The sequence below is a fragment of the Jannaschia seosinensis genome, assembly GCF_001408515.1.
Lineage (GTDB): Bacteria > Pseudomonadota > Alphaproteobacteria > Rhodobacterales > Rhodobacteraceae > Jannaschia > Jannaschia seosinensis.
In genome coordinates, this window is record NZ_CYPR01000207.1 from 14,428 (window position 1) to 28,025 (window position 13,598).

General features: G+C 66.0%; 12 protein-coding genes. 9 read left to right on the top strand and 3 right to left on the bottom strand.

What is annotated here, in order from left to right; genetic code table 11:
- Positions 1-107 precede the first annotated feature (107 nt).
- Both JSE7799_RS15850 and ntrX read left to right on the top strand, forming a co-directional pair.
- Positions 108-2,297: a sensor histidine kinase NtrY-like gene (locus tag JSE7799_RS15850; protein WP_055664483.1), complete on the top strand. Its 2,190-nt coding sequence runs from the start codon at positions 108-110 to the stop codon at positions 2,295-2,297.
- A 2-nt stretch (positions 2,298-2,299) separates the two neighbouring features.
- The gene (gene ntrX, locus JSE7799_RS15855; protein WP_055664484.1) at positions 2,300-3,694 is read left to right on the top strand and encodes a nitrogen assimilation response regulator NtrX; all 1,395 of its coding nucleotides are present in this window, start codon (positions 2,300-2,302) and stop codon (positions 3,692-3,694) included.
- On the opposite strand, the gene JSE7799_RS15860 is transcribed toward ntrX, so the two are convergent.
- Positions 3,691-4,116, bottom strand: a complete 426-nt coding sequence (locus JSE7799_RS15860; RefSeq protein WP_144431758.1) for a hypothetical protein — start codon at positions 4,114-4,116, stop codon at positions 3,691-3,693. The genes ntrX and JSE7799_RS15860 overlap by 4 nt on opposite strands.
- Positions 4,117-4,260: 144 nt before the next feature.
- Between JSE7799_RS15860 and trkA the strand changes: the two genes are divergently transcribed.
- From trkA to tsf, 7 genes are all read left to right on the top strand, one after another.
- Entirely contained in the window at positions 4,261-5,649 is a 1,389-nt protein-coding gene (gene trkA, locus JSE7799_RS15865; RefSeq protein WP_055664486.1) for a Trk system potassium transporter TrkA, read from the top strand.
- On the top strand, positions 5,646-7,157 hold the full coding sequence (locus tag JSE7799_RS15870) for a potassium transporter TrkG (protein ID WP_245624915.1): 1,512 nt from the start codon (positions 5,646-5,648) through the stop codon (positions 7,155-7,157). The genes trkA and JSE7799_RS15870 overlap by 4 nt, the downstream gene beginning before the upstream one ends.
- Before the next feature lie 153 nt (positions 7,158-7,310).
- Positions 7,311-7,568 (top strand): RNA chaperone Hfq, encoded by a 258-nt coding sequence (gene hfq / locus JSE7799_RS15875; RefSeq protein ID WP_055664487.1) that lies wholly within the window; start codon positions 7,311-7,313, stop codon positions 7,566-7,568.
- Positions 7,549-8,955 (top strand): GTPase HflX, encoded by a 1,407-nt coding sequence (hflX, locus tag JSE7799_RS15880; RefSeq protein WP_083480639.1) that lies wholly within the window; start codon positions 7,549-7,551, stop codon positions 8,953-8,955. The genes hfq and hflX overlap by 20 nt, the downstream gene beginning before the upstream one ends.
- A gap of 159 nt (positions 8,956-9,114) precedes the next feature.
- On the top strand, positions 9,115-9,672 hold the full coding sequence (locus tag JSE7799_RS15885; protein WP_055664488.1) for a lipid-binding SYLF domain-containing protein: 558 nt from the start codon (positions 9,115-9,117) through the stop codon (positions 9,670-9,672).
- A gap of 232 nt (positions 9,673-9,904) precedes the next feature.
- Entirely contained in the window at positions 9,905-10,714 is an 810-nt protein-coding gene (rpsB, locus tag JSE7799_RS15890; protein WP_055664489.1) for a 30S ribosomal protein S2, read from the top strand.
- A gap of 75 nt (positions 10,715-10,789) precedes the next feature.
- Positions 10,790-11,665 carry a translation elongation factor Ts gene (gene tsf / locus JSE7799_RS15895; protein ID WP_055664490.1) on the top strand — a complete coding sequence of 292 codons (876 nt, stop codon included), beginning with the start codon at positions 10,790-10,792 and terminating at the stop codon, positions 11,663-11,665.
- Positions 11,666-11,814: 149 nt separating this feature from the next.
- Here the strand turns inward: tsf and JSE7799_RS15900 are convergent, their stop codons facing one another.
- Both JSE7799_RS15900 and JSE7799_RS15905 read right to left on the bottom strand, forming a co-directional pair.
- Positions 11,815-12,003 (bottom strand): DUF2783 domain-containing protein, encoded by a 189-nt coding sequence (locus tag JSE7799_RS15900; protein WP_055664491.1) that lies wholly within the window; start codon positions 12,001-12,003, stop codon positions 11,815-11,817.
- The gene (locus JSE7799_RS15905; protein ID WP_055664492.1) at positions 12,000-13,598 is read right to left on the bottom strand and encodes an FAD-dependent monooxygenase; all 1,599 of its coding nucleotides are present in this window, start codon (positions 13,596-13,598) and stop codon (positions 12,000-12,002) included. Before JSE7799_RS15905 ends, JSE7799_RS15900 begins: the two co-directional genes overlap by 4 nt.

Here is a 13,598-nt window from a genome sequence, read left to right on the forward strand (position 1 = left end):
CAGATCGGGAACAACCCGGCGGGCCAGACGCGCGGTGGGACATTGAAGCAGGGGCAGGCGTGCGAGCTTCGCAAATTACCGGAACCGGCAGAGCCGGTCGGTCGCGCATGTTCCTGTGGGAGCGGCGGCGACAGATTCAGTCCGGCATCGCGGTCGTTCTCGTGGTGCTGGGTCCCGCACTCGTCGTGCTTACCTTCCTCGCGCTCAGCGTCCGGGGTCCGAGCGGCGACCTGACGTGGTTGCGCGGCGTCTTGCTGTTCGATGCGGTCTACATCCTTGCGGTTGCTGCGCTTGTCGTCCGGCGCCTGACACGAATGATCGCCGCCCGCCGCGCCCGCTCCGCCGGGTCACAGCTTCACCTGCGGCTGACCGGGGTGTTCACCGGAATCGCGCTGGTGCCCACCATCCTGACCGCCGTATTCGCGACGGTCACGATAAATATCGGGCTGGAGGGTTGGTTCTCGGACCGGGTCCGCAACGCGCTTGGCAATTCGGTGGAGGCGGCGCAGGCCTATGCGCAGGAGGTCCGCGACGGGCTCACGGAGGATGCCCGCGCGCTCGGCAGCTATCTCGACGTCGCCAAGCGTGCCGCGTTCTTCATGGATGACGGCAATCTGCGCGAGGTTCTCGCCGACGGACAGGCGCAGATCCAGCGCGGCTTGGAGGAAGCCTTCGTCGTGGACGGCGCCGGTGAAATTCGGGCGCGGGGCGAGCGCTCCTACCTCTTCGATTTCGAGCCAATTCCGCCAGAACGCCTCGATCAGGCGGAGAACGGATCGGTCATCCTGATCGAGGACAAGGAAATCAATGAGTTTCGCGTTCTTCTTAAACTCGATGCCTATCCCGACCGCTACCTTTATGTCACGCGAGCCGTGGATGGGGACATCCTGCAACTCCTCGACGAGACGCGGGCGACAGCGCAGCTTTATCAACAGCTTGAGCGGGATCGCGGGCGCATCCTGTTCGAATTCGCTCTCCTCTATCTCGGCTTTGCGCTGATCCTAATCCTTGCGGCGACCTGGGCAGGCCTATGGTTCGCCGAGCGGCTGTCGCGTCCCGTCGGCAGGCTCGCCGGCGCGGCGCAGCGGGTGGGGCAGGGCGACCTCTCCGTGCGCGTTACCGAGGAGGACGGAGACGACGAGATTGCCATGCTCGGGCGGATCTTCAACCAGATGACCCGGCAGTTGAAGGGACAGCGCGACGCCCTCGTCGAGACCAACATGCAGACCGAACGGCGGCGGCGGCTCTTCGACTCGGTCCTCGGGTCGGTGACGGCCGGGGTGATCGGCCTCGACCCCGACGGGCGCATCGACTTCATGAACCGCTCGGCCCAGCGGCTTCTGGTTCTCGACGAGGAGCGCTACGGCGTCGATCTCGGGCGCGTCGTTCCGGAATTCGCGACCGTCCTCTCCCGGCTGCAGGAGACCCATGCCGATACGATGCAGGAGGAGATCCGCCTCACCCGCGGCGGCAAGCTCGAGAGCCTTCTCGTCCGCATCGCCACGCGGCCCGGTGCCGATGAGGCGCCGGAGGGCTACGTAGTCGCCTTCGACGACGTCACCGACCTCGTCAGTGCGCAGCGGATGGCCGCCTGGGGCGACGTCGCGCGTCGCATCGCGCACGAGATCAAGAACCCCCTGACCCCGATCCGCCTGTCGGCTCAGCGCGTCAACCGCCGCTTCGGCAAGGAATTGTCACCCGAAAGCGCCGCGAAGCTGGGGGAACTGACTGATGTCATCGTCCGGCAGACTGGCGATCTGGGGCGCATCGTCGACGAGTTCTCCCGCTTCGCCCGGATGCCGGAGCCGGAGCGCAGGCGCGGCGATCTGGCCGCCCTTCTGCGCGAGACGGTGACGCTTCAGCGCGCCGCGCTCGACCCGATCGAACTCGTCGCCACCATTCCGGACGGGCCGCTGCCGGCGGAATTCGATCACACGATGATGGGCCAGGCCTTCACGAACCTCGTCAAGAATGCCGGCGAAGCGATCGAGACGCGCGAGGAGAAGCTGGATGCGCCGTTCGAGAAGCGTGTGAAGGTCACGCTGGAGACGCTTGATCATCATGTGGAAATTCGCATTGCCGATACCGGAGTCGGCTTGCCGCAGGATCGGGCGCGTCTGTTCGAACCCTACGTGACGACCCGCGACAAGGGGACGGGCCTCGGCCTTCCCATCGTCAAGAAGATCATCGAGGAGCACGGAGGCACGCTCGACCTGCGCGATGCCGAACCGGGCCCCGACGGACACCGGGGGGCGGAGGCCGTGATCCGCCTCCCCCGCATCGAGGAGGAGCACTGACCATGGCAGACATCCTGATCACCGACGACGAGGACGACATCCGGTCCCTCATCTCCGATATCCTGACGGACGAAGGCTATTCGTGTCGCACCGCCGGAACCGCCGAGGCTTGCCTGGCGGCCATCGAGGAGGAGGCACCCGCCTGCATGATCCTCGATATCTGGCTGAAGGACAGCGACATGGACGGGATCGACATCCTCAAATCGGTTCGGCGCACCCACCCCGATATCCCGATCATCATCATCTCGGGTCACGGCAACATCGAAATCGCCGTCGCCGCGATCAAGCAGGGCGCCTACGACTATATCGAGAAGCCGTTCAACCTCGATCAGCTGATGGTCGTCGTCACCCGCGCGATGGAGACGTCGCGCCTGCGATCCGAAAACAGCGAGTTGCGCCGCAAGGATGCCTCCTCCGCCGAGATGATCGGGCAGTCGATCGCCTACAAGGGCCTGCTGGGTCAGCTCAAGAAGGTGATGAATTCCAACGGTCGCGTGATGCTGACTGGCGCGGCCGGGTCCGGAAAGGAAGTCGCCGCCCGCTACATCCACGGCAAGTCCAACCGCGCGTCCGGGCCCTTCGTCACCGTCTCCTCGGCCTCGATCGAGCCGGAGCGGATGGAAATCGTGCTGTTCGGTCGCGAAAGCCCCGAGAAGGGTGTCGAGCCGGGCCTTCTGGAGCAGGCGCATGAGGGCGTGCTCTATCTCGACGAGGTGGCGGACATGCCGCAGGGCACGCAGTCCAAGATTCTGCGCGTTCTGGTGGAGCAGGCTTTCACGCGTGTCGGTGGCACCGAAAAGGTGCGCGTGGACCTGCGCGTCATTTCCTCGACCAACCGCGACCTGATGCACGAGGTCCGCAGCGGGCGTTTCCGCGAGGAACTCTATCACCGCCTCAACGTGGTCCCGATCGACGTCCCCTCGCTGGAGGAGCGGCGCGACGACATCCCCGTGCTCGCCGACCATTTCATCGCCGCCCTGAACAAGGCGCAGGGTCTGCCGCTGCGGGTCCTGTCCGACGAGACGAAGGCCCTGCTGCAAACGATGCGCTGGCCGGGAAATATCCGCCAGTTGCGCAACGTGATCGAGCGGGTCCTGATCCTGGGCGACGGGACCGGTCCGATCGAACCGTCCGAATTGCCGGCTCCCGGTGACGGTGGTGGCGATCAGGGCGACATGACGCTGTCGGGCTCGCTCGCCTCGCTTCCGCTGCGCGAGGCGCGGGAGCTTTTCGAGCGGCAATATCTGATGACGCAGATCAACCGTTTCGGCGGCAACATCTCCCGCACCGCGGCGTTCGTGGGGATGGAGCGGTCGGCCCTGCACCGAAAGCTCAAGTCGCTGGGCGTCGTCACGACCGCGCGGGGCGGTGCGCGGGTCGCGCGGGTGGACGACTAGTTCGCCGCGATCCGTCCGCTCCGTGTGACGCAAACGCCGCGCGTGTCGAAGGGCTGGCTCTGCAACACCGTCTCTCCGCCGTCGCAGGCGGGCAGGACGGTCCGGTCATAGCCCTTCGTGCGCATGCAGACGTCGATCGCCCGCTCGCGCAATGGCTCGTTCTGATCGTAATCGTAAATGTCGGGAATGTTGCTGACGCCGGTACAGATACGGTCGCGGCAGTAGCCGCCGCTCAGGGTGATGCGCGGCGCGGTCGCGATCCGCGTGGTCACGGGAAAGGCGTCCTGCGCCTCGGCCGCGCATTGCAGGTAGTCGCGTTCCGCGGCGAGCGCTGGCGTGCCGGGCCGCAGCCAGACGGCCTCGCTTCCGGCGGCGCAGGCAACGAGGAGGGCGATCGGGGGCAGGGCGAGCAGGAGTTTCATGCCTTCTGTCATAGCATCGCCGACGTGCCGGACAATGCGCACCCGCATGTTATCCGATGACCGCCCGATTGACCGCCCGCATCCGCGCGCCTATCCCGACGCCCTGATGCTGGGCCCGTAGCGGTCCGCCACGGGGGAGCGGGCATGAAAGTGATCATCTGCGGAGCCGGACAGGTCGGATGGCAGATCGCGCGCCATCTCTCGGGCGAGCGCAACGACGTGACCGTCGTCGACAACAACCCCGACCTCGTGGCCCGCGCGAGCGATACGCTGGACGTCCAGGGCATCACCGGCTTCGCCTCCTATCCCGATATCCTCGAGAAGGCGGGCGCGGAGGATGCGGACATGCTGATCGCGGCGACGCATTCGGACGAGGTCAACATGGTGACCTGCCAGATCGCCCATTCGATCTTCACGGTGCCGCGCAAGATCGCGCGCCTTCGGGCGCAGAGCTACCTGTCCGCCGTCCGCTCGGGTCTCTACCGCCGCGACCACCTGCCGATCGATGTCGTCATCTCGCCGGAGCGCGAGGTGGCCGAGGCCGCTTTGCGACGTCTGCGCGCGCCGGAGGCCTTCGATATCGAGGAGTTCATCGACGGCGGGGCCCAGTTCATCGGCCTGCATCTCGACCCCGATTGTCCGGTTCTCGACACGCCGCTGCGGCAATTGTCGGAACTGTTCTCGACCCTCCGCGCCGTGGTGGTCGGCGTACGTCGCGCCGGTGGCCGACGGCTTTTCGTGCCCGACGCGGGCGATCAGCTCAAGTCGGGGGACCAGATCTACGTCCTGTGTCACGCCGACGACCTGACCCGTACGCAGGAGATCTTCGGCAAGCAGGTTCGGCGGCAGGAGCGTGTCGTGATCATCGGCGGCGGCAATATCGGTCTCGCCGTGGCACAGGCGCTCGATTCGGCGCCGGAGCGGATCCGCGCCAAGATGATCGAACGTGATCGCCGCGCCGCCGAACGCGCGGCCGAAGCCTTGTTGCGCACCATCGTCCTCTCCGGCGACGGCCTCGACATCGAGCTTCTGCGCGAAGCCAATGTCGAACGCGCCGATTCCGTCCTGACCGTGACCGACGACGACAAGACCAATTTGCTGGCTGCCGTGCGGGCCAAGGCGGCGGGTTGCTCAAAGACGATCGCGCTGATCAACGACCCGACCCTCGTGCCGCTGCTGGAGCCGCTCGACATCGACGCCTATGTCAATCCGCGGCAGACGACGGTGTCGTCGATCCTGCGCCATGTCCGCCACGGCCGGGTTCGCAACGTCTATTCCGTTGGCGACTCCGAGGCGGAGGTGATCGAGGCGCAGGTTCTGTCCACCTCTCCCATGACCCGGCAGGCGATCCGCGACATCGACTTCCCCGAAGGCGCGCTGGTCGGATCGATCCGCAAGGCCGACGGCCGGGTGATTCGCCCCGACGGCGGCACCCGCATCGAGGAGGGCGACGTCGTCGTGATCTTCGCCCTGGCGGCCGACGTTCCGGAGGTCGAGCGGCTTCTGCAGGTGCAGGTGGACTTCTTCGGATGACCCGGATGCTCGCGCGTGTGCCGCTGATCGTGGCGCTGGCGGGCATCCTGTCGGCCACGATGTACATTCCGGCGTTCCATGCCTCCGCGCTCGATTTTCACGTGACGGCGCGGGCGTTTTTTTATGCGGGCACGATCTTTCTTGCACTGACCGCTGCGATCGGCCTCGCAACCGCACGATACGAGACCGACAATCCGACGCGGAGCAATCTTCTGGCGCTGCTGGGGGTCTTCACGCTTCTGCCCGTCATCGCGGCCGTCCCGTTAGGAGAGATCGTGCGCGACGCGAGCTTTCTGGACCTCTACGTCGAGATGGTCGCCGCAATGACCACCACGGGCGGCAGCCTGTTTGACCCGCGCCTCCTCCCCGACAGCGTCCATCTGTGGCGCGCCATGGTCGCGTGGCAGGGCGGGCTGCTGATCTGGATCGCCGCCGCCGCAATCCTCGCGCCTCTCCGCCTCGGCGGGTTCGAAGTGTCCGGTGATGTGGGGCCCCAGGGCGACGGCCCGCCCGGGCGCAGCGAGGTGACCACGCCGCAGGCCCGCGTCGCGCGTGCCGCAACGCTGCTGGTGCCGATCTATTTCGGCCTCACGCTCGCCTTGTGGATGATGCTCGTCGGCGCGGGGCAGCCGGCGACGACCGCAGTAATCCACGCCATGTCCACGCTCTCCACCTCCGGGATCACCAACGACACGGATTTCGTGGAGGCCGGCGCGGGCGTCCCGGGCGAGATCCTGATCGCGCTGTTCCTCGTCTTCGCCCTCAGCCGCCGGACCTTTTCGCCCGAGATCGGCAGGGAGCGGTTCCGCCTCCTGGCTCAGGACCGGGAGCTGTGGGTGGCCGGCATGATCATCGGCTCGGTGACGGTCTTCCTTTTCGTGCGTCACTGGATCGGCGCCTTTGACGAGGATCGGCTGACCGATACCCGCGCCGCGCTCGGCGCGCTCTGGGGGTCGGCCTTCACGGTCCTGTCCTTCCTCACCACCACCGGATTCGAGAGCACCTACTGGGACGACGCGCAGAACTGGTCAGGCTTCACCACGCCTTCGGTCCTGCTCCTGGGGCTCGCGGTCTTCGGCGGCGGCGTCGCGACCACGGCGGGAGGGGCGAAGCTTCTGCGCATCTACGCGCTCTACACCCATGGCCGGCGCGAAATGGCGATCCTCGTGCATCCCAGTTCTGTCGCCAACAAACGCCGCGGCGGCGTGCGGTTTCCTCGGGGCGGGATCAATGCCGCGTGGGTATTCTTCATGCTCTTCGCCACGTCGCTCGCGGTCGCGACGCTGGCGCTCGCGCTGGCCGGGCTTGGCTTCGCCGAGGCGCTGACGCTCGCGGTCGCGTCGCTGACGACGACCGGACCGCTGGCGGACATCGCGATCGGGGGACGCGCCGCAGTCTACGTCGTCCCCGACGCGGCCAAGCTGGTGGCGGCCGCGGTTATGGTCGTGGGGCGACTGGAATCGCTGGCGCTGATCGCACTCCTGAATCCGGATTTCTGGCGCGACTGACGCCGCGTCGGCAGGAGTGCAACACCTGTTGCCGCACCGCGTCACCGGGATTTGTTTCAGGGGTGGAAACTTGGGGAACGGGCCCTCATAACGAACGCAATGACCTTTAATCGACGCTCCGGGCAAGGGGCGCACCGGGACGGGACCGCGACCATGGCATCGGACAAGCAGAACCTTCAGGACGCCTTTCTCAATCATGTCCGCAAGACGAAGGTGCCGGTCACGATCTTTCTGATCAACGGCGTCAAACTTCAGGGCGTGATCACCTGGTTCGACAATTTCTGCGTGCTGCTGCGCCGCGACGGTCAGTCCCAGCTTGTCTACAAGCACGCGATTTCCACGGTGATGCCGGCCCAGCCGATCAATCTCTACAGCGGCGGCGACGAAGGGGATGGCTCTGACGCCGCCTGAGACGCCTGAGACGGGGCATTCGACCGAGGCGCGCGCGACCCGCTCCCTCGTCCTGCATCCCGACATGCGCGGCGGCGACCGGTCCGGCCGCGACCCGAAGCTTGCGCTGGAGGAAGCCGTCTCCCTCGCCCATGCGCTGCCGGGACTGGAGGTCGTGGGAAGCGAGGTCGTCCGCCTGCCCAAGCCGCATCCGGGCATGCTTTTCGGATCCGGCAAGGTGGAGGAGCTGCGCGCGCAGATCGAGAGAGACGAGATCGAACTCGTCCTCATCGACGGCACCGTCACCCCGGTTCAGCAGCGCAACCTCGAGCGCGCCTGGAAGGTCAAGCTGCTCGACCGCACGTCGCTCATCCTCGAAATCTTCGCCGACCGGGCCGCCACCCGCGAGGGGGTTCTTCAGGTCGAACTCGCCGCGCTAAGCTATCAACGCACGCGTCTCGTGCGGGCTTGGACCCACTTGGAGCGGCAGCGCGGCGGCCTCGGCTTCGTCGGTGGACCGGGCGAGACCCAGATCGAGGCCGACCGCCGCGCCATCGACGAGCAGATCGTCCGCATCCGCAAGCAGCTCGAAAAGGTCGTCCGCACGCGCGAACTCCACCGCGCCGCGCGTGCCAAGGTGCCGTATCCGATCGTGGCGTTCGTCGGTTACACCAACGCAGGCAAATCGACGCTGTTCAACCGGCTGACCGGGGCGGACGTCATGGCCAAGAACATGCTGTTCGCCACGCTCGACCCGACGATGCGCGCGGTCGAGCTGCCGCATAACCTCAACGTGATCCTGTCGGACACGGTGGGCTTCATCTCGGATCTGCCGACGCAGCTCGTCGCCGCTTTCCGCGCCACGCTGGAGGAAGTGCTGGATGCCGATCTAATTTTGCATGTCCGCGACATCTCCCATCCCGAGACCGAGGCTCAGGCACAGGATGTCGAGGAAATCCTTGAAGCGCTCGGCGTTCCCGACGACGTGCCGCGGCTGGAGATGTGGAACAAGGCCGACGCCTTGACACTTGAGGCGCGGCAAACGGCCGAGAACCTCGCCGCGCGGCAGGAGGATGTCTATCTCGGCTCTGCGCTGACGGGGCAGGGACTTGACCCGCTGCTCGACCGGATTGCCGCCGACCTGACCGAGACGCTCCGCGAGGTCCGCATCAGGATCCCCTTCGCCGCCGGCGCCGCCCGCGCGTGGCTTCATGAGGAGGGCGCGGTTCAAGACGAGACTCCGACGGAGGAGGGATACACGCTCGACCTGCGCTGGACGGAGCGTCAATCCGCACGCTTTGCCGCCACCTATCCGGAACTGGCGCCGGAGGAGGCCCGCCGTGCCGCCGCGCCGAAGGATGCCGACCCGGAGCGCGACCGGTCCGACGATCCGTGGGAGCCGACGTGAGCGCTGGCCGCTCTTTCTTCTGACCAAGCGCCAGGCGGGCCACGGCACCGGCGCGGCTTTTTCCGAGGTGACAGGCGCAGACCCGTCCGCTATCGTCGCCGCCACGATCGGGACGTCAGATCCCGACACGGTTGAGCAGCCTTGGACAGGACAGACATCATGACCGCATTCACGCGTCGCAGCTTTCTTGCGGCGGCCTCCGCGCCACTGGCCCTCGCGGCCTGCGGCAACGGCATCGGCAGTGCCGGCGCCCAGCGTATCGACGGCCGCGTCGATACCGCCTTCAATTTCATGTACAACACCCTTCCCGAGACGCGGACGCTGGCGGAGAAGTCGGTGGGCATCCTGATGATGCCGGTCGTGACCGAGGCGGGACTGGGCCTTGGCGGTGCCTACGGGCGCGGTGCGCTGCGGATCAACGACGTGACGGTGGATTACTACTCCACGACCGCCGCTTCGGTCGGCCTGCAGATCGGTGGCCAGCAATACAGCCACGCGCTGTTCTTCATGACGCCGGCTGCGCTTCAGAACTTCCGCACGTCGCCCGGTTGGACCGCGGGTGCGGAGCTGGAATACGCTTATCAAAATCGCGGCAAATCGATAACCACCGACACGACGGCCCTTTTGACGCCGGTCATCGCGGTCGTCTTCGGTCAGGCCGGCCTCTTGGCGGGCGCATCGCTCGAAGGCGCGAAATATAACCGCATCATTCCCTGATGTTGGTGAGCACAATGGCGGCGAGCGGTACATCCCGTCGGAGCCATGTGCCTCGGAAGGATCGCCCGGCCCGCGCACGTTTTCGCTCTTGCGGCGCCGCGCTCGCCGCACTAGAACGCGTCCACTTCACAGGCGGGGGCGGGCCCCTGGGGGAGACATCCCCGGACGGTCCACCGGTTGAGCCAACGCTCTGATCCCCCGCCGAGGATCAAACCGGAAAGGTATTGAATACATGGCTTTGCCTGATTTCTCCTTGCGTCAACTTCTCGAATCCGGCGTCCACTTCGGACACCAGACCCAGCGGTGGAACCCCCGCATGGCGCCCTATATCTACGGCGCCAAGAACGGCATCCACATCATGGACCTCACCCAGACGGTCCCCCTGCTGGAGCAGGCCCTCACCGTTGTCCGCGACACCGTTGCCCGCGGCGGCCGTGTCCTTTTCGTGGGCACCAAGCGTCAGGCCCAGAAGCCGATCGCCGATGCGGCCGAGCGTTGCGCGCAATACTACATGAACCACCGCTGGCTGGGCGGCACGCTCACCAACTGGAAGACGGTCTCGAACTCGATCCAGCGTCTCAAGAGCATCGACGAGGCGATGGAGCAGGGCGGCGAAGGCCTTACCAAGAAAGAGCGCCTGAACATGGAGCGGGACCAGCAGAAGCTTCAGGCTTCGCTGGGCGGCATACGCGAGATGGGCGGCCTGCCGGAGCTTCTGTTCGTCATCGACGTTAACAAGGAAGATCTGGCGATTGCCGAAGCCAAGAAGCTCGGCATCCCGGTCGTCGCGATCGTCGACACGAACTGCTCCCCCGATGGCGTCGATTATGTCATTCCCGGCAATGACGATGCGGCCCGCGCGATTGCGCTCTACTGCGACCTCGTCAGCCGCGCCGCCCTTGACGGAATGAGCGCGCAGCTCGGCGCCGCTGGCGTCGACATCGGCGAGATGGAGCAGGGCGTGGACGAGGATATCGACGCCGGTGCGGCCGAAGAGCCTGCTGCCGAGGCTGGCGCGGAAGAGGCCAAGGCCGAGGCCTGACCCACCCGTTACGGAACTTTCGCGGGGCGGCGTTATATAAACGGCGTCCCGTAACCCATTGAAGGAGAGTATAGGATGGCGATCACCGCTGCACAGGTGAAAGAACTCCGCGAGACGACCGGCGCGGGCATGATGGACGCCAAGAAGGCGCTGACCGAGACCGATGGCGACATGGAGGCGGCGATCGACTGGCTGCGCACCAAGGGTCTCGCCAAGGCCGCCAAGAAATCCGGCCGCACCGCCGCCGAAGGCCTCGTGGCGGTTGCCGTCGATGATGGCACCGGCGTTGTGGTCGAGGTGAACTCCGAGACCGACTTCGTCGCCAAGAACGCCGATTTCCAGAAGATGGTGAAGGACATAGCCGACACCGCGCTCAAGGTGCCGGATCTCGGTGCGCTGACCGATACCGAAATCGGCGGCAAGACCATCGGCGCGATCATCACCGATAAGATCGCCACCATCGGCGAGAATATGTCCGTGCGCCGGATGGAAAAGCTGTCGAGCGAATCGATCGTCACCTATGTCCACAACGCCGCCGCGCCGGACATGGGCAAGATCGGGGTTCTGGTGGGGCTGTCCGGCTCTAACGACGCGTTCGGCAAGCAGGTTGCGATGCACATCGCTGCGACCAATCCCGCCGCGCTCAACGAGTCCGAGCTCGACGCGTCGCTCGTCGAGAAGGAGCGTCAGGTCCAGATCGACATTGCGCGCGAGAGCGGCAAGCCCGAGCAGGTCATCGAGAAGATGATCGAAGGCCGTATGAAGAAGTACATGGCAGAGGTTACGCTGGTGAATCAGCAATTCGTCATCGATCCCGACAAGACCGTCGGTCAGGCCGCCGCCGATGCGGGCGTCGAGATCACTGGCTATGTCCGGCTCGAGGTCGGCGAAGGCATCGAGAAGGTGAAGGAAGATTTCGCCGCCGAGGTCGCGAAGACCGCACGGGGCTGATCGTTTCGGCTTCAGATACGGGGCGGCGCCGAGCAATCGACGCCGCCCTCTTTCATGCTCGGTAAGGGTACCCGGGGAATTTTCTGCAGCCCGACCAAGGCTTTGCAGAAATTACCCATGGGTAATTCGACGAGGCGACACGCCGAGCGCTACGTTTTCGCGGCCTTTAGCGCTTCATCAAGCAGTTCCGGATCGCCCAGATGGTTCATCAGGATCAGCACGAGCCGGGCGTTGAACGCTGCGCTTTCCGCCTCGTCCAGCTCCTCATGCGCCGCGAGAAGACGGGCATAGGCGGCATCCGGGTCAGGCAGGTTCGGTGTCAGGATCAGTCTGGTCATGTCGTCGCTCCGCAGGCATGTGAATGCGCGGCCGCGACCGTTGCTGCATCCGCCATTGGCCACCGCGCCGCAACATGCTGGTCCGGCCGGATGAGATAAAGCGCAGAGGGCGCCGCACCGAGATAGCGGGCGGTCAGCTCAGGCGTCGGCTCGCAGGCTACGACGGCGAGACCGGTTTCCGGCGCCGCGCAGCCGATCGCGAGAAGCGTGAACTTCGATCCCAGTTTCTCCAGCAGAAACCCGTCGCCGAGTGGCGCGTCGGGGCAGGGCGCGCCAGGTCGCGTGGCTGGGGGCCCATCGGGGAGCGCGTCTGGCATGGACAGGTAGCTGTCGTAGATCGACGGCATCGACAGGCGCCCGCTATTGACCATCGCCCGCGCGAAGGGGTGCCGCGCGGCCAGCGCAAGCGTCGCATCGCGGAACATCCGACTGGCCTTCGACTTGGGCGTGATGAAATCCGTAGACCGGGTCGAGGCGAGGATATTCTCGTCCGCCGCTGCCTCCCGCTCCTCCGCATAGGTGTCCAGAAGGCTGTCGGGCGCCGCGCCGCGCACCACGAGGTCGAGCTTCCAGCCGAGATTGTCGGCATCCTGAATACCCGAATTCGCACCCCGCGCCCCGAACGGCGAGACCTGATGCGCCGCGTCGCCGGCAAACAGCACCGGACCGTGCCGGAACTTGCGCATCCGCCGACACTGAAACGTGTAGATCGAGGTCCAGACAAGGTCGTAATCGACTCCCTCGCCCAGCATGGCATCGACCCGGGCGCGCACGCGGTCCTCGGACAACTCGGCCTTGCGGTCGATGTCCCAACCCAGTTGAAAGTCGATGCGCCAGACATCGTCGGGCTGCTTGTGCAGCAGGGCGGAGTCACCCGACTTGAAATGCGGCGCGAACCAGAACCAGCGTTCGGTCGGGAATTCGGCCTTCATCCGAACGTCGGCGATCAGAAAGTTGTCTTCGAAGACACGCCCTTCGAAGTCGAGGTCGAGCATCTTGCGGACGGGCGATCGTGCGCCGTCGCAGGCCACGACGTAATCCGCGGTCAGCGCATAAGGTCCGTCCGGCGTCTCAACCTGCAAACGCGCGGGTTGGCTCGTCTCCAACGCAGTTACGCGATTGCGGCCGCGGATCTCGATCGGGGCGCCGTCTGATATCGCGGTCCGGATCCGCTCCACGAGGAACCGCTCGGCATCGGGTTGCGGCAGGTTGACGAAGGCGGGGGCCTTGTGTCCCGCCTCCGGCAGCAGGTCGAATTCGTAGAGAAGATCGGTATCGTGAAACACCTTGCCGACCTGCCATTTCACGCCCTTTTCCACCATCGGCGCACCGCACCCCAGCCGGTCGGCGATTTCCAGCGTCCGCTTGGAGAAGCACAGCGCCCGCGACCCCTCGCCGATGCCCTCCGCGTCGTCGAGCACCAGCGTCGGCGTGCCTCGCAGCCCGAGATCGAGCGCGAGGGCGAGGCCGACCGGCCCGCCGCCGACGACGATCACCGGGTGATGCGCCGGACCGCCCGCATCCCGATCCTGGTCCGCGGACCGCGCATAGGGATAGAGCCGGTGGGCCAGCGGGTAACGATCGCCGTCGGGCAT

Bases quoted from the DNA above. Each gene is read 5' to 3' on its own strand.
- JSE7799_RS15905 (WP_055664492.1), bottom strand. From the start codon at position 13,598: ATGCCCGACGGCGATCGTTACCCGCTGGCCCACCGGCTCTATCCCTAT.
- JSE7799_RS15860 (WP_144431758.1), bottom strand. From the start codon at position 4,116: ATGAAACTCCTGCTCGCCCTGCCCCCGATCGCCCTCCTCGTTGCCTGC.
- JSE7799_RS15850 (WP_055664483.1), top strand. From the start codon at position 108: ATGTTCCTGTGGGAGCGGCGGCGACAGATTCAGTCCGGCATCGCGGTC.
- tsf (WP_055664490.1), top strand. From the start codon at position 10,790: ATGGCGATCACCGCTGCACAGGTGAAAGAACTCCGCGAGACGACCGGC.
- trkA (WP_055664486.1), top strand. From the start codon at position 4,261: ATGAAAGTGATCATCTGCGGAGCCGGACAGGTCGGATGGCAGATCGCG.
- rpsB (WP_055664489.1), top strand. From the start codon at position 9,905: ATGGCTTTGCCTGATTTCTCCTTGCGTCAACTTCTCGAATCCGGCGTC.
- hflX (WP_083480639.1), top strand. From the start codon at position 7,549: ATGGCTCTGACGCCGCCTGAGACGCCTGAGACGGGGCATTCGACCGAG.
- ntrX (WP_055664484.1), top strand. From the start codon at position 2,300: ATGGCAGACATCCTGATCACCGACGACGAGGACGACATCCGGTCCCTC.
- JSE7799_RS15885 (WP_055664488.1), top strand. From the start codon at position 9,115: ATGACCGCATTCACGCGTCGCAGCTTTCTTGCGGCGGCCTCCGCGCCA.
- hfq (WP_055664487.1), top strand. From the start codon at position 7,311: ATGGCATCGGACAAGCAGAACCTTCAGGACGCCTTTCTCAATCATGTC.
- JSE7799_RS15900 (WP_055664491.1), bottom strand. From the start codon at position 12,003: ATGACCAGACTGATCCTGACACCGAACCTGCCTGACCCGGATGCCGCC.
- JSE7799_RS15870 (WP_245624915.1), top strand. From the start codon at position 5,646: ATGACCCGGATGCTCGCGCGTGTGCCGCTGATCGTGGCGCTGGCGGGC.